Origin of the sequence: Helicobacter didelphidarum, from assembly GCF_003364195.1 — a bacterium.
GTDB classification, from domain to species: Bacteria; Campylobacterota; Campylobacteria; order Campylobacterales; family Helicobacteraceae; genus Helicobacter_A; species Helicobacter_A didelphidarum.
In genome coordinates this window covers 1-19,747 of the sequence record NZ_NXLQ01000015.1, presented here as the reverse complement: position 1 = coordinate 19,747, position 19,747 = coordinate 1, and the positions used below count along the sequence as shown (strand labels likewise).

The following is a 19,747-nucleotide window of genomic DNA, read 5'->3' as shown; positions in this document are numbered from 1 at the left end:
AACATAGTTAAGGATTGGTATGAATCTAGATTTCGATTTTAATGCCCTCAAAAATGAGAACTTCAAAGAAGATTCTGTGCGGGAATTTATCATTGCACCCTTGCTTCAAAATATGGGGTTTCAAAGTAAAGGTGCAGCGATAGAGAAATCCAAAGAAACAAATATAGAAGATTCTATAATTCAAAAGAATACAGAATCTCAAGATATAAAAACTCAACATTCTAAAGAGGATTTTAAAGCAAACACATCGAATACAAAATACACCGATACACAATCTCACGCACACAAGCTAGAAATGGAGCTTTCCAAAACAACAAAAGCAAAAATCATCATAGGAAGCAACAAAAAAATTGAGGCAAATCTTATACCTGATTATACGCTCTATGTGGATTCTAAGCCCCATTGTGTGCTTGATGCAAAAGCTCCAAATATCAATATAGACAAAGATTCTGATAGTGAAAAACAAGCCTTAAGCTACGCTGTGCAGATAAAAACTCCCTATTATGCCCTGTGTAATGGCTTGAAATTTATACTTTTTAAAACCGATGAGCAAAATCCTTTGTGTGAGCTTGATTTGCCTTATGAGCTAGATTCTAAAAAACGAGATTCTAACAAGGAAGATTCTAAAGATGTAAATATACAAGATTCTACACTTGCCCTCCTTAGACAATATCTCACAACACCGCTAGAATCTCTCAAACAAATACTTGGCACGAAGCACACAAAGCCTAAAAAAAGCGAAGAATGGTATCTCAATCGCCCCCTGCCTCAAGCGATTTCTAATCCACAAAAACAAGCCAAAGCACGATATTTTGGTTGCACTGCATATTTTACGAGACAGAGTTGGGACATCGTTACCAAAAATATTCTTAACTTCACCGATGAGGGCGATATTGTCCTTGATTCGTTTGGTGGGAGTGGCGTTACTGCTATTGAGGCGATGATGAATAATCGCATTGGAATCCACACAGATTTAAATCCGCTAAGCATTTTTATGACAAAGGCATTATGTGCAGAATGTGATTTAGGTGAGTTAGATAGTTTGGGTGAAAAAATTATCGCAGAATTTGAGAATCTAAAACCTCACAATGAGAAAGAAGCAAGGCAGATTCTAAAAAATGCAGCCTACTATCCCAATGCCATAGATAAGGAATTTGGGGAAATCGCAAATGCAAGTGAGCAAGAAAAAATATTATGGCTTCCCAAAGATGAGATTTTGCCAAAAGGAAGTGATGTAGAGAGTGTGCTAGGGCTTTTTAGTAAAAGACAACTTGCTGAACTTGCGATTTTACGAACGCTCATTTTCAAATACACGACACCAAGCGGGAGCAAAGAACATAGAATCCGCAATAAAAACCTTCGATATTCCCTCCTTTTAGCATTTTATAATACCTTAACAATGTGTAATTTGACATTCCATGAGACACCACGAGGGGGTGGGGTAAGCGGAATTTATGCCTATTATCGTTATAGAATAGCCCCAGACCCAGCCAAACACAAAATAGCAGAAATTTTTCAAGGCAAAATAAAACGCATTATTAAGGGCAAAAAGGAGCTAAGAGACTGCGTAGGCGATTATTTTTATTCAGCTTATTTTCACCCGACACAAAATGTTATTAAAGACTTTAAGGGTGCGATGATAGCTCAAAGAGGGGATTTAAAGAAGCTTGATGCAAGAGAGAATAAAACTAATGGCGATAAGATATTCCAAGCTGATGCAACACATTTGGCAGAGATAGAATCTGAAAGTATTGATTTTATCTACACTGACCCACCTTATGGAGCGAAGATTCCATATTTAGACTTAAGCACGATGTGGAATGTGTGGCTTGATTTACCTGTGGATTCTAGCCTTAGAGAAAAAGAATGTATCGAGAAAGGAAGTCTTGAAAAGTCTCGCTATGATTATTATGACTTGATGAAAAAATCTTTACAAGAAATGCACCGTGTGCTGAAATTTAACCGATGGCTTGCCTTTGTATTCCAACATCAAGACCCAAAATTATGGCAGACTTTGGTAGATAGTGCTGAAAATGTGGGGTTTGAATATGTAGGAAGTGTCCAGCAGGATAATGGACAAGCGAGTTTTAAAAAAGTGCAGAATCCTACACGCGTTTTAAAAGGACAGATTATTATTTATTTCAAAAAAGTCGATAATGCAAAAGTTCGCGCTAAACTTGCAGTAGGTATGGATATTATGGAACGTATGTTTCAAGATATAGAAGAAATTATTGTTGAAAACAATGGGGCAAGTTTGGAAGAAATATGGAATAGTCTTGTGATTAAATCAATGAATCACAATTACCTTGACTTGATAGCGGGGAAATTTGAAACCTTTATCCCAGCAATTAATGAAAGATTTGAACTTGATATACATCAAAAATATCATTTGCGAGTGAATGCGAGCTTTACAAACTATGCGATTCCGCTTGAAAAACGCATAGAATACCTTGTCAAAGCCGCACTAGGCAGAGCTAAAGAAGCTAAAAAGGGAGTGAGTTTTGATGAATTAGTTTTATCTATCATACCTCTCTCTAAAAATGGAGTCCAAGCCAATAACAAAATGATAAAAGAGATATTGCAAGATATTGCGTATTATGAGGACGATAAGACAGGTGAATGGCATTTAAAAACTAATGAACGCACACTTTTTTAATAAGAAATTTATAAAGACATTTGAAAGATTAATAAGATTGTTGTTATAATAGTAAAATAATTTCTCAAAAGGATTAAAAATGAATAAAACAATCATCATCGCTACATTTTTGATATTCTCTGTATCAGGTTTTGTTATCGCCGATGAGAATCTGAACAACTATGCGAAATCAAATCCTGCTATACAGGTGCTAAAAATCTATGAAAGCCCTACTTGTGGGTGCTGTGGACATTGGGCGAAATATATGAGTGAAAATGGATTCAAAATTGAGGAAATCAAGACAAATGACTTTATGAAAATTAAAACTCAATATAATATTAAAGAACCATATAGAAGTTGCCACACAGCTGTGATTAATGGATATGCTATCGAAGGGCATGTGCCTTATAATGAGGTGAAAAAACTTTTGAGTGAAAAACCAAAGGATGTGATTGGTATTGCAGTTGCAGGTATGCCACAGGGTAGTCCGGGTATGGAGCAGGGCTTTCCAGATGATACTTATGATGTGATGATGCTAATGAATGATGGCACAAGCAAGGTTGTTGCGACCTATAAAGGTAAGACAAAAATAAAATAAACCTTAAAATGAGGTAAGAAAAAGTTATTTGAGTTGATATTGCCACTTACAATAAAACATATGAATTATTTTTTAAAATTTGCTTATTGTGTTCATACACTAGTAAAGAAATACAATAATAGACAAATCAACAAATAGATTCCTCGAAAACAATTGAATTTTCAAATCATATAGATTCCAAAAAAACACTTAATGAATAGATAAATATCAATACATTGTTAAACATTAATGAAGCAGATGTAAGATTTGTATTTTTTCTAAACTCTATTTCCTTCTTATTCTACAAGCCTTATTTTAACTTCAATCCAACATCATAGTTTGTAGGCTTACCTCCAATTCTGATACATCTTGAGCCGAGAGAAAAATATTACAGTGTGATTTATAAGTTTAGCAAGATACTTTATTAACATAAGTCATTTAAATGCACTAAATGAAGTAATATTTAAGTTTTAAGATATTTAGTTTTTTGTTCGCAATAAACTTGAGTAATTCATCAATGCAAATAAGCTTGTTACATTTACTATGTTTCATATACAAGTTTGAGACATCAACTATGGAAAATATAAAAATATCGTTAAATTTTCTATAAAAATTATTACAAGATACTGCTTTATATTATTTGATGTTAATAATTTTTGAAGAAATATGATCATTTTCCTAAAAAAGTTTTTAGAATGATTCAGAAATAATTAACCATTAAAAGATATAATAATCACTATGTTTAAATTTTATGAAAAACTATTAAGGAGTAATAATGACAAATTTTACTTTTAAGAAAATGGTGCAAATTGCAGTTATAGCAAGTTTGTCTCTCTCACCTTTTGTAAATGCAAAGACTCTTGTAAATGTAGATGGAGTAGATATTTCTGATTCTATTTTTGCTCCATTGAAACAACAAAATCCTAATTTTAATTATGATACTTTGCCTGATGCACAAAAAACACAATTATTAGACGAAATAATTGGTGGTGTAATTATGGCAAATGCAGCAAAAAAAGAGGGGTTAGATAAAACAGAAGAGTTCAAAATGGCAAGTTTGCAGTTACTTTCTCAATTATGGTTAAAAAAACAAGTTGATAGTCTCTCAAAAACAGTGAGTGTTACGCAAGCTGAAGCACAAACATTTTATAATAATAATAAATCTATGTTTATTACACAAAATGCAGAAGTTCGACATATCTTAGTCCAAAAAGAAGATCAAGCCAAGAATCTTATTGTAGAAATAGGAAAGGTCCCAAAAACAAAAACGGAAGAAAAAATAACAGAGCTTGCTAAAAAATTCTCTATGGATACAGCCTCAAAAGATCAAGGTGGGTTAGTGCAGTTACCAATCAATAATCCAGCAATACCACCAGAATTTGCACAAGAAGTGAAAAAAATGACTGCAGGAACTTATACAAAAGCACCTGTGAAAACAAGATATGGTTATTACATTATTTATTTGAAAAAATTAGATGCACCTGTAACGCAGACTTTTGAACAAGTGAAAACGCAGCTTATCGACCTCCTAAAACAACAAAAAATGGAAGGAATTGTGCAAGAGAAACTCAAAAAGCTTCGCGATACTTCAAAAATAACTTATGGAAATTAAAGAGAATCTTATAGTTTTTTACGAGAAAGTATTATATTTTCTATATTAAAGAGGAAAATTAAATTTTTGCACCATAACCAAAATTTTAATTACTGAGATTTTTGTAGATTTTGTTATGTAATAAAAGTATTAAGATATACTTTTATATGTTCTGCAATTAAAAAATATTAGTTTTTGGTTATAATTTTTCTTGATAAAATTAAGATAAGTTTTTAGAAAATAGCGATTCTGCAAAATACAAATAATATGAAAATTAGTCTTTAAAAATATAAAAAAATGTTATAGACTTTTAATCCTTGTTATTTCATCCCTCAATTTAATTGCCTCCTCAAAATCTAGCCTTTTACTTGCCTCAAGCATTTTTGCTTTGAGATCTTTTAAGATTCCTTCTCGCTCTTTTGCTGGTATCTTTGCACCTTTTGTTTTTCCTAATCTATTATATGTATTCGCACTTTCTTCTAACCCTAGCTCAGATTCTACAATACGATTTACGCTTTTTGGTGTAATATTGTGTATTTTGTTAAACTCTTGTTGTTTTTTACGCCTATATTCTGTTGTATCAATAGCTACTTTCATGGACTTTGTAGTTTTTTCTGCGTAGAGAATAACTTTTCCATTAATATTTCTAGCAGCCCTTCCCATTGTTTGTATAAGACTTGTTTCACTTCGTAAAAATCCCTCCTTATCAGCATCCATAATCGCCACAAGGCTCACTTCTGGCAAATCAAGCCCTTCACGTAAGAGATTAATACCAACAAGCACATCAAAGAGTCCCAAACGAAGATTTCGTATAATATGGTTGCGTTCAATCGCGTCGATTTCGCTATGAAGGTATTCAATTTTGATTCCTTCTTTAGCATAATATTTTGTAAGTTCTTCACTCATTTTCTTTGTTAATGTTGTAATTAACACACGTTCTTTTCTCTCAACACAAATTTTAATATCTTCTAGGAGGTTTTTGACTTGTGTCTTAGAATCTCTGATTTCAATAATTGGATCTAAAAGTCCCGTAGGGCGGACAATTTGCTCACATACATTATCTTTGCTTAAATCCAATTCTAGTTTTGCTGGAGTTGCTGATACAAATAAAAAATTTGCTTTTTTATTGATAAATTCTTCAAACTGTAAAGGACGATTATCAAGGGCACTAGGCAATCTAAAACCATATTCCACGAGGACTTCCTTGCGACTTCTATCACCTGCATACATACCTCCAAATTGTGGTAGACTCACATGACTTTCATCAACAATTAAAAGATATGGTATCTTTTTACACTCAAAATAATCTATGAGTGAAAAAGGTGTTTCGCCTGGATTTTTTCCTGTAAGATGACGAGCATAATTTTCAATTCCTTTACAAATTCCATTTTCTTTTATCATTTCTAAATCAAATTCTGTACGTGATTTTAATCTCTCATATTCAACCAATCTATTTTCTGCTTCATAGAATCTCAAGCGAGATTCTAGCTCATCTTGTATGTTCTTTATGGCAGTTTTTAATCGATTGTGTCCAACAATAAATTGATTTGCCGCATACAGAACATAAGATTCTAAATTTTTTACCCGTTTGTTATCAAGGCTTTCAAATATACAAATGGATTCAATTTCATCTCCAAAAAACTCAATGCGTATAAATTCTACTTCGTTATATGCAGGAAATATATCAACAATTTCTCCTTTTACACGAAAGTTACTGCGTTCAAAAGAAGTTTCATTACGCGTATAACCCATATCCACAAGTTTTGTTAATAATTTCTTTTGATTATAGGTTTTTCCAATTTCAAGTTTTTCAATCATCGTAAGATATTCTTCTGGATTTCCCAAACCATAGTTTGCTGAAACACTTGCTATCACAATCACATCGTTATATGCCAATAATGATGTGGTCGCACTTAAACGCAATCTCTCTAATTCTTCATTGATTGAACTATCTTTTTCAATAAACAAATCGCGACGAGGAATATAAGCTTCTGGTTGATAATAATCAAAATGACTAATGAAATATTCGACATGATTATGAGGAAAAAAGCTTTTAAATTCACTATAAAGTTGTGCACAAAGTGTTTTGTTGTGACTCATAATAAGCGTTGGCATATTAAGGTTTTGTATGACATTTGCCATTGTAAAAGTTTTTCCGCTTCCTGTAACACCGATGAGTGTATTGTATTTTTGATTATCTTTGATTTGTTTGCAAAGCGATTCTATGGCTTTTGGTTGGTCTCCTGCTGGAAAATAATTTGCGGATAAATTAAAGATTTTTTTCACGATTGAACCTTTTTTTAGCTACAATTATACTCAAACTTATAGAATCTAAGGAGAAACTATGACAGAAAATCATTATAACACAGAAAATACTTCTATCCACACACATGCAAATACAAGCAATATAGAGAACAATTCCACAAATAAGCAAGCAAATTCAAATGGTGTTGGCTTATTATCACTCATAAATAATGTGCGATACACTCTCGATTCTCGACATAATAAAAAAATTGAAGAATTAGAATTTAAACTTCTTGAAAAAGAAGAAACCATAGCTGAATTAGAACTAGAGATAAGCACAATTAAAGCTCAAAATGAAGAAAAGGATATAGAACTTTTTAAATTGCATGAAGAAATCAACGCTGGCAAACAATTATTAACACAACTTTTAGAAAAATTAGAGAATTAATAAAAATTATATGTTAGAAAATGGAACAAAAGATATTCAACAAAGCCAAAATATGCCAGTTAAAGATTCGAGTGTATCTGTATTCTCAAAAATAGATTCTCAACAACATATTAATGAATACCAAGATTCTAATATATCACAAAATGTATTAGAAGATAAACTAACGCAACATACTCAAGTGCAAAATAATGTGCTTGCACATCTTAAAATTCATGTTGAGGGAAGACTTTTTAGTCTTAATCTTACGCATTTAAATATTCAATGTCGTAATAAAATTTTTCAAGTGTTTGATCAAAAAAGCAACTATACACTTGAAGAAATTCTCATTATGTTTGTAACAAATTTACGCGATCAAACTCTTGCGGAAATGCAACTATTGGATTTACTCGTGGAATTGCAGTCTCAATGATTCAACATATCCTTGTGGAAATTATTGGCACGCGTCTCTTTCCCTTAACTTATTTTATACATGATTTTATCCAGATTGATGATGTTGTTGAAGTAGAAGTATCAGGACGCAAAACGCAGGGTATTATTGTGGCAATTTTACCCATACAAGAATATGATTTTAAGCTACTTGAGGCAAAAATTTCACCTTATTATTTTACCTCATTGCAAAAAGAATTATTACATTTTATAAGTAAATACTATATAAAACAGATTGGCATAACAGCACAAATTTTCACTCTCGCACATAAAGATTATCGGCTACCTAACCATCAAGAGTTACGACATTTAAAAAATCATGATTCTATTTTACCATCACCAACTTCTGATGATTCTTATCAGTCATTGTTACAACAAGTTTCTTTGCATTCTCTTTCAATAAATCAACAAGAAATTTTCAATTGTTGTATGCAACAACCAACAAGTCTTATTTTTGGTGCAACAGGCAGTGGTAAGACAGAAATTTATTTTCATATTATTTATGAACATTTAAAATGTGGCAAACAAGTCCTTTTGCTCATGCCAGAAATTTCACTTACTCCACAAATAGAAAGACGTCTTCAAAACGCGTTTCCAAATCTTTCAGATATTTGGCATAGCAAGAGGACAAAAGTTCAAAAGGATAAGATTCTCACAAAACTACAAAATGGGGAAACAAAAATCATTGCAGGAGCAAGAAGTGCATTATTTCTACCATATCACAATTTGGGTTTAGTAATTGTTGATGAAGAACATGATAGTTCTTATAAATCAAATAGCCAACCAAAATACCATGCAAGAGACTTGGCTATGTTGCTTAGCACAAAGGGGATTCAGGTGATTTTAGGTAGTGCAACACCGAGCGTGAAGAGTTATTATTTAGCGACAAAAAATCAATATCTAGCTTATTTACCACAAAAATTTTATAACACAAAAGAGGAAATATTGTTTGATTCTAATGCGAATGGTGGTATCAGCACTCTTATCCTTTCAGAAATCAGAAAAATATTAGATACAAAAAAACAAGTTATTATTTTTGTGCCAACACGTGCGAATTTTAAGATTTTATTTTGCAGAAATTGTCTTGAGAAATTTATCTGCCCATTTTGTGCGATTTCATTGAGTTTGCATCAGAAGAAAAACTCGATGATTTGTCATTATTGTAATTACACAATGGTAATTCCAGCGTGTTGTGATAAATGCGGTAGTAATGATTTAAGTGGTATGAGATTTGGCACAGAAGAGGTTAAAAAACAGCTTGAAGGGATGCTTATAATGCAGGGTTATAAACCAAATATTGCAATATTTGACAAGGATTATATAACAACAACAAAGAAACTCAATGAGACTCTTAATGCATTTAATGCAAAAAAGATTGATATTCTTATTGGCACACAAATGATTGCTAAAGGGCATGATTATCACGAAGTTTCTCTAAGTATAGTAATTGGAATTGATTATATGCTTCACATTCCAGATTATTCTACACATGAAAATACATTGTCTTTGCTTTATCAAGTGGCAGGAAGAAGCGGTAGAAAAAAGAATGGTAAGACAATTTTACAAACAAGAAAACCAGATGAAATCTATGCACTATGGGGTGATTATAGAAAAGTTTTGGAATATGAGATTCTCTCGCGAGATGGACTTTATCCGCCATTTTGTAGACTTGCCTTAATAAGTTTTTCACACAAGAATCAATATAAAGCACAGCGATTTACACAATATTTTGCAACAATTTTACATGCAATACAACAAAAAATACCCCTCAAACATATAACACAAACTCAATCCAATAACGATAACTCATGTCAAGAATTTGAAATTGTTGGTTTATCAGAAAGTTCAATACCAAAATTAAAAAATAGATTCTATTATCATATTTTATTGCGTTCAAGACAAAATTTTTTATTACAAAAAATTATTACCAAAGCACTTGAACAAACACCCATAGAAATCGTGCAGTGTATTGATATTGATATTGATCCTGTAAATATCTAATCTGCTTGATTTCGAATTCTCTCTTTCAAAAATTATCATGTTTATACAAGTTCCCTAAAATACGCTATTGTTTTCTCTAAGCCCTCTCTTAGCTCGATAGTCGGACTCCAGCCTAGCTCCTTTTTTGCAAGGCTAATATCGGGCTGACGCTGCTTGGGGTCATCTTGTGGCAATGGCATAAAGATAAGCTTTGAGCGAGATTCTGTAAGCTCGATGATATTTTGGGCAAGTTCAAGCATACTAAATTCATTTGGATTCCCGATATTGACAGGTCCGCTGAAGCCCTCGCGACTATCCATTAAGGCAATCATTCCGCTTATCAAGTCATCGACATAGCAAAAGCTCCGCGTCTGTCGCCCCTCACCATAAATCGTAATATCTTCCCCGCGTAATGCTTGTAAGATGAAGTTACTCACCACACGCCCGTCATTTGGGTGCATTCGCGGTCCATAAGTGTTAAAAATCCGCATCACTTTTATCTGCACTTTGTGCTGACGCTCATAGTCAAAAAAGAGTGTCTCTGCACACCGCTTGCCCTCATCATAACACGCACGAATGCCGATAGGATTGACACTGCCTTTATAAGATTCTATCTGTGGGTGAATCTCCGGGTCGCCATAGACTTCGCTCGTGGAAGCTTGGAGAATCTTCGCTTTCACACGTTTGGCAAGTCCTAGCATATTTATCGCTCCCATCACTGAAGTTTTTGTCGTTTGCACCGGGTCGAACTGATAATGCACAGGACTTGCGGGACAAGCGAGGTTATAAATCTCATCGACTTCCACATACAGCGGGAAGGTTACATCGTGTCGCATAAACTCAAATCGTGGATTGGAGAGGAGGTGGAGGATATTTTGCTTCGTGCCGGTGAAGAGATTATCCACGCACAGCACTTCATCACCACGATTTAAAAGCCTCTCGCAGAGATGAGAGCCTAAGAATCCCGCCCCACCGGTAACTAAAATCTTTTTGCTTATCATTGCTATATTCCTTGATATGAAACTAAAAGTGAAATTATACCCAGAATATTTATGGAATCTAAGAATTTATCTATTATAATATTAGGTATTTTTTATCATTTCATATCTATAAATAATGGGAAGCACAATGCCACACAAACTCTTTGACACAATAAAAGCACAATTTGGGAGTATTAATGAAGCAAGAATGACTTGCTTACAGAATCCAGAGCAAATCATAGCCTTTTTACTCCGCCACGCAAAAGAAGAGTATTTCACACAGATTGAGGGAAGCTTAATTTTTGAAAAAGAGAAGTTCCTTAGTCTCCTCAACTCCCGCTTACTTGATAGCTCATATACGAGATATGCAAATAAAATCGGGCTTAGCGATGAGGTAGGCTCGTATCTCTTGCAAAATTCTAAAGTCGTGCTTCATTTTCCCTATAAAGATTGTGTATTCAAAGGGACACAAAGTAGCGATAAGCAAAAAGGTAAAGAAATATTTTTTAATGAAGTTATCGCACACGATGACATTGATAGACTTTTTGAAGCAAAAGTTTTGTGTAATTTTCAATTCATAGAATCTAGTTTCACTCCCCCCCCCCCCCCAATAGTGTGTCAGAGAGTAGAAGTAAGATTCAAAACAGCATAAATCATTCTCCTAATCTCCTTATCAAAGGGAATAATCTCTTAGCTCTCCACTCTCTTAAAAATAACCCTCGTATCTATGGCAAAGTGAAGCTCATCTACATCGACCCACCTTACAACACAGGCAATGATAGCTTTCAATATAATGATAGATTCAATCACTCCACTTGGCTTACTTTTATGAAAAACCGCCTTACTATCGCAAAAGAATTCCTGCGTGATGATGGCGTGATATTTATCCAATGTGATGATAACGAACAAGCGTATCTCAAAGTGCTGTGTGATGAGGTATTTGGGCGGGAGAATTTTGTAGCTACAATTTGTTGGGAGAAAAAATACTCTCCCGCAAATGATTCAAAATGGCTAAGTGATAATCACGATTTTATTTTAATTTATGCTAGAGACAAAGAAATATGGAGACCAAATTTATTGCCACGCACAAAAGAAATGAATACAAGATACACAAATCCCGACAATGACCCTAGAGGAGATTGGAAAGCTGGAGGATTTTCTGTAAAATCATATACTGCAAAATATGACTATCCTATTACAACGCCTAGTGGTAAAATTGTTTATCCACCTAGTGGAAGCTGTTGGCAAACTTCAATGGACAATTATGAAAAAATGCTACAAGATAATAGAATCTGGTTTGGCAAAAATAAAGATTCTAAACCTCAAATCAAACAATTTTTAAGTGAAGTTCAACAAGGCGTTGTTTCAAAGACATTTTGGAAATATGATGAAGTCGGGCATAATCAAATTGCGAAACAAGAAATCAAAGCCTTATTTTTATCGTCATTGCGAGAGAGTGAAACGAACGAAGCAATTCAACATAAATCAAAGAGTGGCTCAAAAGATTCTAGTGGATTGCCACGACTTCTTACGAAGTCTCGCAATGACGAAGTGGTTTCTTCGATTTCACTAGAAAATGATAAAAATGTAGCACAAAAACCCATAGAACTTTTTGCCACACCCAAACCCGAAGCCCTCCTCAAACGCATTATTGAAATCTCTACAAATGAGGGTGATTTGGTTATGGACTTTTTCGCAGGGAGTGGGACAACACTCGCAGTCGCTCACAAGATGAATAGACGCTGGGTAGGCATAGAGCAAATGGATTATATAGAATCTATCACAAAAGTGAGATTGGAGAAAGTCATAGCAGGTGAGCAAGGCGGTATCTCTAAGGCAGTGGGTTGGAATGGTGGCGGTAGCTTTGTCTATACAGAGCTTATGCCGTTGAATAGAATCTATAAAGAAAGAATCTTGCATGCTCCAAGTGAAGTGGAGTTAGAATCTCTCTATCAAGATTTAGCGACAAAAGCCTTTATAGACTATCGCACAGATATTAAGGAAGTATTAAAAGATAGCGATTTTTCAAGTCTTAGCTTGGAGGATAAGAAAAAGATTTTGCACTCTATATTAGATTCTAATATGGATTATGTGCCTTTGAGTGATATGGAAGATTCTACTTATGAGATTGATAGTGAAATCATAGAGCTAAACAAGGCGTTTTATGATATGGAGGAAAATGATGAGTAAGACACTCAAACTAAGCGATAAAATCGCTAGTGCATTAGAATATAGCGATATAGAGATTCCAAGCCACATAAGAGATAATCTAAGCAGAAACTTGCGTGAATATCAAGAAAGGGCTTTGAAACATTATCTTTTACACGCTAACAAACCAAACACAAATCATTTGATGTTTAATATGGCGACAGGGAGTGGCAAGACACTTATAATGGCTGCCTTAATGCTTGATTGTTATGAAAGAGGATATAGGAATTTTGTATTTTTTGTCAATAGCAGAAATATTTTAGAAAAAACTATTGCCAATTTTAGCGATAAAACTTCAAGCAAATATCTTTTTAATAAGAGAATTATCATCGATGGGAAAAATGTAGAGATACATATTGTCCAAAACTTTGTAGAAAGGAGGGAAAATGCGATAAATATATGTTTCAATACGATTCAGGGTATCTACTCACTTTTTACCAATGAGAGAGAAAATAGTCTTACCTTTAATGATTTAAGAGAGCAGCAAATCGTCTATCTTGCCGATGAAGCTCATCATCTCAATAGTGAAACAAAAAGGGGTGTAAGCAAAAGTGAAGAAGAACATAGAGAGAGCTGGGAGGGGATAATAAACGAGGCTTTTAAGAAAAATGATAAGAATCTTATGTTTGAATTTAGTGCAACAATCCCAAATGATAGCAATGTCAAAGAAAAATATACTGATAAGATTGTCTTTGAATATCATCTTGAAAAATTTTATGAAGATAAATATTCTAAAAAAATCTTTTTATTTAAACACGAAAATTTAGAACTCCATAATCGCTTTTTAGGTGCAATCCTGTTGAATATATATAGAGAATCACTCGCATACAAGAATGGAATATTTTTAAAACCTGTCATTCTATTTAAAAGCGAGAAAATTGCAGAATCTAAAGTGAATGAAGAGGAATTTTTCTCTTTTATAGAGAATCTTTGCGTTGGTGATATTGAGCAATTTTACAATAATATAGATAAAAGTAAAAACGATTTTTTACTCATGAGTTTGAAGCACTTTGAATATAATTTTGCAAAGATTTTGGAGATGATAAAGATAAATTTTACAAAGCAAAATGTAATGAATGTCAATGATAATGAGGAAGCACAAAACCACCAAATATTACTTAATAACTTAGAGGACAAAGATAATGAGATTCGGGCAATTTTTGCTGTGGATAAACTCAATGAAGGTTGGGATGTGCTCAATCTCTTTGATATTGTGCGTTGCAAAAGTAGTGGCAAAAGTAGCCTTACGATTACGACAAAAGAAGCACAACTTATTGGGCGAGGGGCTAGATATTATCCATTTTGCACAAAAGATTCTAGAGAAAATGAATGTAAAAGAAAGTTTGATAATAATGAAAATAATGAACTTAGAGCATTAGAATTTATGGGATACCATACGATAAATGAAGTAGAGTTTATAGAATCTCTCAATAAATCGCTTCAAAATATAGGCTTGGGCTTTGAAAATATAGCACTTAAGAAGCATATCCTAAAGCCTCAAAAGAAAATTATAGAATCCAAAATAGATAAAATCACTATTTCAAGCAACAGACGCGTAAAATTAAGTCGCTTGCTTGATAATGAACAATATCAGCAAGCAATAGAAAAAGATATTATCAAGCATATCTCATATTTAAAAATACCACTTTTGGGCAATAATACAATCATACAAAAAGAAGCATTTGATATGCAAAATAATGAGATACAAACAACACAATCTCATAAACTTCATACAAGCAAAGAAGTTTTCTTAAAAGCAATGAATAAGCTTGATATAAGCTTTAAGAAAATCGCACAAATCCATTATGTAGATTCAAGAGATAAATTTATAGAATCTTTTCTCTATCAACTCTCCTGTGAGTTTTCTAAAAACCAAAGCTTTGATAGATATGCACAGCTTGAAATTGCTCTATTTGTTTTGAAACATTACAAAGATAAGGTCAAGCTAAAAGAAGAGAGTTTATACAAAGTGGAAAATTTTAAACTCAAAGAATTTTACCTCCATGATAGAGAGATTGTGAGTGTCAAAGATATAAAAAATTGTGAAAAGTATGAATGGCTTGTATATGATAAAATCTTTAAAGATTCTAACTTAGAAGTGGATTTTTTAGATGAGATTGATAAAATAAAAGATGAAATTGATACTCTTTTTGATAAATGGTTTATCGTGCGAAATGAGCAATTTAGTGAATTTATGATTTATGATGATAGGGAACAAATAATAGAATCTAATATGCTTAAAAGTAACCCAAATTACGCTAAAGGCTTCGCCCCTGATTTTGTATTTATTGGCTTTGTGAATGATAAAGAGGTAGTGGAGCAAATTTTCATCGAAGCAAAGGGAAAGCATTTGATAGAATATGAAAAGTGGAAACAAGATTTTTTACTAAGTCTAAAAAATAAAATTATAGAATCAAAAGTCAATGTAAATGGAATGAGATTTTTTACAGAGGAGAGAAAGAAGGAGTTTATGAGTGAGTTCAAAGAAAAGCTAGGGCATATATCATAATTTTCACTCAAGTCTCATAATTTCCCAAAATACTTAAATATCCATAAAAAATATCGCTTTATCACAAATGGTAAAATATTATAAAATCTCACCAACCACCCAAAATACGATGGAAATATAGAGAGATTTTTTTGTTTTTGTATAGCCTTGATTATTTTATTACTTGCGACTTTTACATTCATCATTGGCACTTTTCCTTGCAAATGCTGCACCAAAGGCGTCTCTATAAATCCCGGACAAATTGTCGTGATACAAATATCACTATTTGAGAGGCTAAGTGCCTCACCTAAGATTCTCACAAAATTCTTAGACGCACTATAACTTGGTGCATTTGGCATAGCAAGGAGTGAAGCGACAGAAGCAACAAGCACAATATGCCCACGGAATCGCCCTTTAAAATCTTGTTTTTTCATCATCTCAAGGGCAAAAAATACGAGATTTGCTACACCCATCGTATTCGTTTGTGCTACTTTAATGTGATGCAAGGCACTTTCATCATTACCTATGGAAATCCCCGCATTAATGATAAGCAAGTCAAGCCGTGAGGCAAAAATCTCCTCACACCATTCCTTGCAAGAAGCGAGATTGGTTACATCAAATGCACTTATTTGTGCTACTGCGTTATAAGATTCTACCTCTTTAGCAACATTTTCTAGTCTCTCTACATTTCGTCCTGCAAGAAATAATGTGGTATTCTCACAAGAGTGCTTAGCAAAATCTAATGCTAATTGCTTCCCAATCCCGCTATTTGCTCCTGTAATTGCAATATTTTTCATAATGACCTCTAAATTCTTAACCTAAAAATTTCATACAAAATTAACAATTAAGAATCCTTAATAAACAATAAATTGAAGTGTAAATTATAGCTAAAAATCAAACAATGCAGACTTTTATGATAAGGTTTTTGTTAAATGTAGAGTATGAATTTGATTATTACATTTTAAAAACAAAAATATTACAGAATCTTAATATGAAATCTAAACTATACTAAAGGTTTTCAATCCGATTTTGTTTTCAAATAAGATTTTAGAATAAATGATAAAAAGAGAGAATTGAAAGTAATCTTCGAGTAGTTGAAATGCTTGAGTGCGAACAATACAAATGATTATATGGTAGTTTCAAACCACAATGATGACTAAAATCAACATCTTGATTTATGATTATATATTTTTCTTAAGCTATAATTAAGAAGTAGCAATACAAAAATAATTGAGTGTCTTAAGGAGTTTTAGAATGAAAACAATAATTGACAAGGCAGATTCTAGAGGATTTGCACGATATGATTGGCTAGAAACTTACCGTACTTTTAGTTTTGCAAACTATCACAATCCAGAGCGAATGGGCTTTGGGGCGTTGCGTGTGCTGAATGATGATATTATCGCACCAAAAATGGGCTTTGATATGCACCCTCATCGCAATATGGAAATCGTTACTATTCCGCTATATGGAAAGCTCCGACACGGCGATAGTCTGCAAAATGCAGAGACTATCACTTATGGCGATATTCAAGTGATGAGTGCGGGTAGCGGTATCGTCCATAGCGAATATAATGCGAGTGAGAGTGAGCCTGTGGGGCTTTTGCAAATTTGGATTCTACCAAAAACTAATGGCGGGACACCGCGATATAATAGCTTTGATATTCGCTCCAAACTTCGTCCAAATGAGCTTTGCGAGATTATCGCACCAGATTTGGAAACGGCTTTGGGGCAAGATACTTGGTTTTTTCTTGGTGAATTTGAGCATGAGGCAAAGCTCAATTATACGCTTCATAGTAAGCAAAATGGCGTCTATATGTTTGTTATCGAAGGCAAAGTGAGTGATTCTAAAGGCGATTTGAGCTTAGAGCGACGCGATGGAGCGGGAATCTATGAGGTGGAAAGTCTTGCTTTTAATATAAGCAAAGATTCTAAGATTTTGCTTATCGAAGTGCCGATGTGAGCAAGACCTAAAAAATAAATTTTTGTATAATATTGATACATATATCCACATATAATATTGTAAATTTGTATCTTAAAGCAATCTTGAAAATTAAGTTTGCGAGATTCTCTATTTAACTGCGATGTTTCTTGCACTTTTGTGCGTTTATAGAGTCTAAAATCATCTTCATGGTTCTCAAAAGTTCTGTAAAATCATTTTAAAATATTGAAGCTTACTTGATAGGAAACTCAATGAAAATCATGTGTTTTAATGCTTACATTAGTAATATAAAAGCCATTACTTATCCTATATTTGCAAACTCCGAATAAAATCATATACAAGTCCTTAAATATGATTTTAAGCCATATATTGATACAAAATGTAACATAATAAAAAATTTTGTTGAGTAGTTAAGAGATATTTTTTTATAAAATATATTGCATAAAATATTATGATTATTATTAATATTTTAATGTAAAAATACATAAATATGTAACTAATATATGCAAAAAATCACTCTATACAAGAATTTATCAAAAACATATTGACTAGACATAGTTAATAAACTTATGAGATAATAAGAACTTTTTTCGGCACAAACTCAAGAGAAAGGTTTTTAATGGGTAAAATGAATTTAGGAACAAAGTTAATCTTATGGATTACGTCAATTATCGTGGTATGTATGACCATTATGACAACGATAGTAATTAGTAAGTCTTCTGAGATGCAAATCAATGAGACCAAAAAACTCCTTTTTGCAACATCTACAAGTTCAACTAATTTGCTTGAGGGTTTTTTCAACGAAGTTTTTATTGGATTGAAAGCATCAAAGCAAACATTTGAGGAGTTATTACAAAGTGGTTATAATGACGACCAACCAATTATGGAAAAATCCTTAGTGAATCTTGTAGATAGTAGTCAATGGGGAAATTATGCTTATTTATATATTAAAGATCCAAGTTATACACAACACAATATCGCAAATCCCAAACATAAACTTCCTAATGGTGAATTTTTAATTCTTGTTCATGATCAAAATCCAAATGTTGATGGAGGAGTAGAAGTCTTACAAGCAGATCCTGTTATTCTAAATCTGAACAGCGTCAAAAAAGTACTAGCAACAAAGAAACCAAGTATTGGAGACCCCGTTAAAACTCAATTTGCTGGACGAGAAGTTGTCGGTGTTGGTATGAATTTCCCTATTTTTGATAAAGCAGGAAATGTGCAAGGTGTCTTAGGCATGTTTGTTGATATGAAATATATGAAGCCTTTTGTATTATCTCCTCAAAATAATAGTATTTTTAAAGGAAGTTATCAATTTTTAGTAACTGAACAAGGTACACTAGGAATCCATCCAAACGATCAATATATAGCAAAACATATTACTGAAGCAAATAGTAACAAAACCACAAACGATATTCTAAATGCTATTAAAAACCATCAAGATGGTGTTTATGATTATATTAATAATTCAGGTAATTTTGGATATGCAGGTGTATCGGTATTTGAAGTTGGCAAAAATTTAGGTTCATATTGGTCAGTAGTAGTTTCTGCTCCAGAGGAATCCATTCTTGCTCCAGTTTCTACACTACGCAATTTAATCATAATGGGCGTTCTTATTTCTATAATTGTTACAGCACTCATGATTTCACTCTATATACGACAAAAAGTCATTTCTCGAGTGAATAATATTTCCCAGGAACTCTTTGGCTTTTTCAAATACCTCAATCATGAAACACAAACACCCCCACCACCTCTTAAACCTACGGCACAAGATGAAATTGGTGCTATGGCTATGGCAATTAATGAAAATATTGAAAAAACTCGAAAAGGCTTAGAACAAGATTCTCATGTTGTAAAAGAAGTTGTCTATATTGTTGAAGAAGCCAAACAAGGACGATTTGGTGGTAGTGTTACACAAACAAGTCCTAATCCTCAAGTTGAGAAACTAAAAACTTCATTAAATGAAATGTCAACAACACTAAGAGGACTTGTAGGACCAGATCTTGGAAAAGCAGCAGCCATTTTTCAAGCATTTGAGAAGAATGACTTCACACAAAGATTAGAGAATCCACAAGGATTAGAAAAAGGAGTCAATTCATTAGGAGATTCTATTTGTAATATGATAAGAGTTTCAGCAAACTTCGCTAAAGACTTAGAATCTAAATCAAAAGATTTAGAAGAAGCAGTCCGAACTCTTACAGAATCTTCGAATACTCAAGCAAGTTCATT

14 protein-coding genes are annotated in these 19,747 nt (G+C 33.1%); 11 read left to right on the top strand and 3 right to left on the bottom strand.

Features of this window, described 5'->3' with window-relative positions; all coding sequences use genetic code 11:
- Positions 1 to 19 precede the first annotated feature (19 nt).
- The 3 genes from CQA53_RS06985 (at position 20) to CQA53_RS06975 (ending at position 4,824) form a co-directional block, all read left to right on the top strand.
- On the top strand, positions 20 to 2,656 hold the full coding sequence (locus CQA53_RS06985; RefSeq protein ID WP_115543300.1) for a DNA methyltransferase: 2,637 nt from the start codon (positions 20 to 22) through the stop codon (positions 2,654 to 2,656).
- 79 nt (positions 2,657 to 2,735) lie between these two features.
- On the top strand, positions 2,736 to 3,233 hold the full coding sequence (locus CQA53_RS06980; protein ID WP_115543299.1) for a DUF411 domain-containing protein: 498 nt from the start codon (positions 2,736 to 2,738) through the stop codon (positions 3,231 to 3,233).
- A 754-nt stretch (positions 3,234 to 3,987) separates the two neighbouring features.
- Entirely contained in the window at positions 3,988 to 4,824 is an 837-nt protein-coding gene (locus CQA53_RS06975) for a peptidylprolyl isomerase (protein WP_115543298.1), read from the top strand.
- 279 nt (positions 4,825 to 5,103) lie between these two features.
- On the opposite strand, the gene uvrB is transcribed toward CQA53_RS06975, so the two are convergent.
- Complete coding sequence (gene uvrB / locus CQA53_RS06970; RefSeq protein WP_407918847.1) at positions 5,104 to 7,080, bottom strand: excinuclease ABC subunit UvrB; 1,977 nt, start codon at positions 7,078 to 7,080, stop codon at positions 5,104 to 5,106.
- Between the two features lie 67 nt (positions 7,081 to 7,147).
- Between uvrB and CQA53_RS06965 the strand changes: the two genes are divergently transcribed.
- The 3 genes from CQA53_RS06965 to priA are packed head-to-tail and all read left to right on the top strand — an operon-like array spanning position 7,148 to position 9,922.
- A complete protein-coding gene (locus CQA53_RS06965) occupies positions 7,148 to 7,495 on the top strand; it encodes a hypothetical protein (RefSeq protein ID WP_115543296.1) in 348 nt (115 codons plus the stop codon).
- A 10-nt stretch (positions 7,496 to 7,505) separates the two neighbouring features.
- Complete coding sequence (locus CQA53_RS06960; RefSeq protein ID WP_115543295.1) at positions 7,506 to 7,904, top strand: hypothetical protein; 399 nt, start codon at positions 7,506 to 7,508, stop codon at positions 7,902 to 7,904.
- Positions 7,901 to 9,922 (top strand): replication restart helicase PriA, encoded by a 2,022-nt coding sequence (gene priA / locus CQA53_RS06955; protein ID WP_245945759.1) that lies wholly within the window; start codon positions 7,901 to 7,903, stop codon positions 9,920 to 9,922. Before CQA53_RS06960 ends, priA begins: the two co-directional genes overlap by 4 nt.
- 41 nt (positions 9,923 to 9,963) lie before the next feature.
- Here priA and CQA53_RS06950 read toward each other — a convergent pair whose 3' ends face one another.
- Positions 9,964 to 10,902 (bottom strand): UDP-glucuronic acid decarboxylase family protein, encoded by a 939-nt coding sequence (locus CQA53_RS06950; RefSeq protein ID WP_115543294.1) that lies wholly within the window; start codon positions 10,900 to 10,902, stop codon positions 9,964 to 9,966.
- 127 nt (positions 10,903 to 11,029) lie between these two features.
- Between CQA53_RS06950 and CQA53_RS06945 the strand changes: the two genes are divergently transcribed.
- From CQA53_RS06945 to CQA53_RS06935, 3 genes are read left to right on the top strand one after another with little or no spacing between them, the layout of a single operon-like run.
- Positions 11,030 to 11,533: a site-specific DNA-methyltransferase gene (locus CQA53_RS06945; protein WP_181882386.1), complete on the top strand. Its 504-nt coding sequence runs from the start codon at positions 11,030 to 11,032 to the stop codon at positions 11,531 to 11,533.
- Positions 11,497 to 13,071, top strand: coding sequence for a site-specific DNA-methyltransferase (locus tag CQA53_RS06940; RefSeq protein ID WP_115543292.1), 1,575 nt, complete (start codon positions 11,497 to 11,499; stop codon positions 13,069 to 13,071). The genes CQA53_RS06945 and CQA53_RS06940 overlap by 37 nt, the downstream gene beginning before the upstream one ends.
- Positions 13,064 to 15,598 carry a DEAD/DEAH box helicase family protein gene (locus CQA53_RS06935; RefSeq protein WP_181882385.1) on the top strand — a complete coding sequence of 845 codons (2,535 nt, stop codon included), beginning with the start codon at positions 13,064 to 13,066 and terminating at the stop codon, positions 15,596 to 15,598. The genes CQA53_RS06940 and CQA53_RS06935 overlap by 8 nt, the downstream gene beginning before the upstream one ends.
- Before the next feature lie 14 nt (positions 15,599 to 15,612).
- Here CQA53_RS06935 and CQA53_RS06930 read toward each other — a convergent pair whose 3' ends face one another.
- A complete protein-coding gene (locus tag CQA53_RS06930; RefSeq protein WP_115543290.1) occupies positions 15,613 to 16,374 on the bottom strand; it encodes an SDR family NAD(P)-dependent oxidoreductase in 762 nt (253 codons plus the stop codon).
- A 457-nt stretch (positions 16,375 to 16,831) separates the two neighbouring features.
- Between CQA53_RS06930 and CQA53_RS06925 the strand changes: the two genes are divergently transcribed.
- Positions 16,832 to 17,536: a pirin family protein gene (locus CQA53_RS06925; RefSeq protein WP_115543289.1), complete on the top strand. Its 705-nt coding sequence runs from the start codon at positions 16,832 to 16,834 to the stop codon at positions 17,534 to 17,536.
- A gap of 598 nt (positions 17,537 to 18,134) precedes the next feature.
- On the top strand, positions 18,135 to 19,747 hold a 1,613-nt coding region (locus CQA53_RS06920), incomplete at its 3' end, for a PDC sensor domain-containing protein (RefSeq protein ID WP_147290006.1).

Bases quoted from the DNA above. Each gene is read 5' to 3' on its own strand.
- CQA53_RS06985 (WP_115543300.1), top strand. From the start codon at position 20: ATGAATCTAGATTTCGATTTTAATGCCCTCAAAAATGAGAACTTCAAA.
- CQA53_RS06980 (WP_115543299.1), top strand. From the start codon at position 2,736: ATGAATAAAACAATCATCATCGCTACATTTTTGATATTCTCTGTATCA.
- CQA53_RS06975 (WP_115543298.1), top strand. From the start codon at position 3,988: ATGACAAATTTTACTTTTAAGAAAATGGTGCAAATTGCAGTTATAGCA.
- CQA53_RS06965 (WP_115543296.1), top strand. From the start codon at position 7,148: ATGACAGAAAATCATTATAACACAGAAAATACTTCTATCCACACACAT.
- CQA53_RS06960 (WP_115543295.1), top strand. From the start codon at position 7,506: ATGTTAGAAAATGGAACAAAAGATATTCAACAAAGCCAAAATATGCCA.
- priA (WP_245945759.1), top strand. From the start codon at position 7,901: ATGATTCAACATATCCTTGTGGAAATTATTGGCACGCGTCTCTTTCCC.
- CQA53_RS06950 (WP_115543294.1), bottom strand. From the start codon at position 10,902: ATGATAAGCAAAAAGATTTTAGTTACCGGTGGGGCGGGATTCTTAGGC.
- CQA53_RS06945 (WP_181882386.1), top strand. From the start codon at position 11,030: ATGCCACACAAACTCTTTGACACAATAAAAGCACAATTTGGGAGTATT.
- CQA53_RS06935 (WP_181882385.1), top strand. From the start codon at position 13,064: ATGAGTAAGACACTCAAACTAAGCGATAAAATCGCTAGTGCATTAGAA.
- CQA53_RS06930 (WP_115543290.1), bottom strand. From the start codon at position 16,374: ATGAAAAATATTGCAATTACAGGAGCAAATAGCGGGATTGGGAAGCAA.
- CQA53_RS06925 (WP_115543289.1), top strand. From the start codon at position 16,832: ATGAAAACAATAATTGACAAGGCAGATTCTAGAGGATTTGCACGATAT.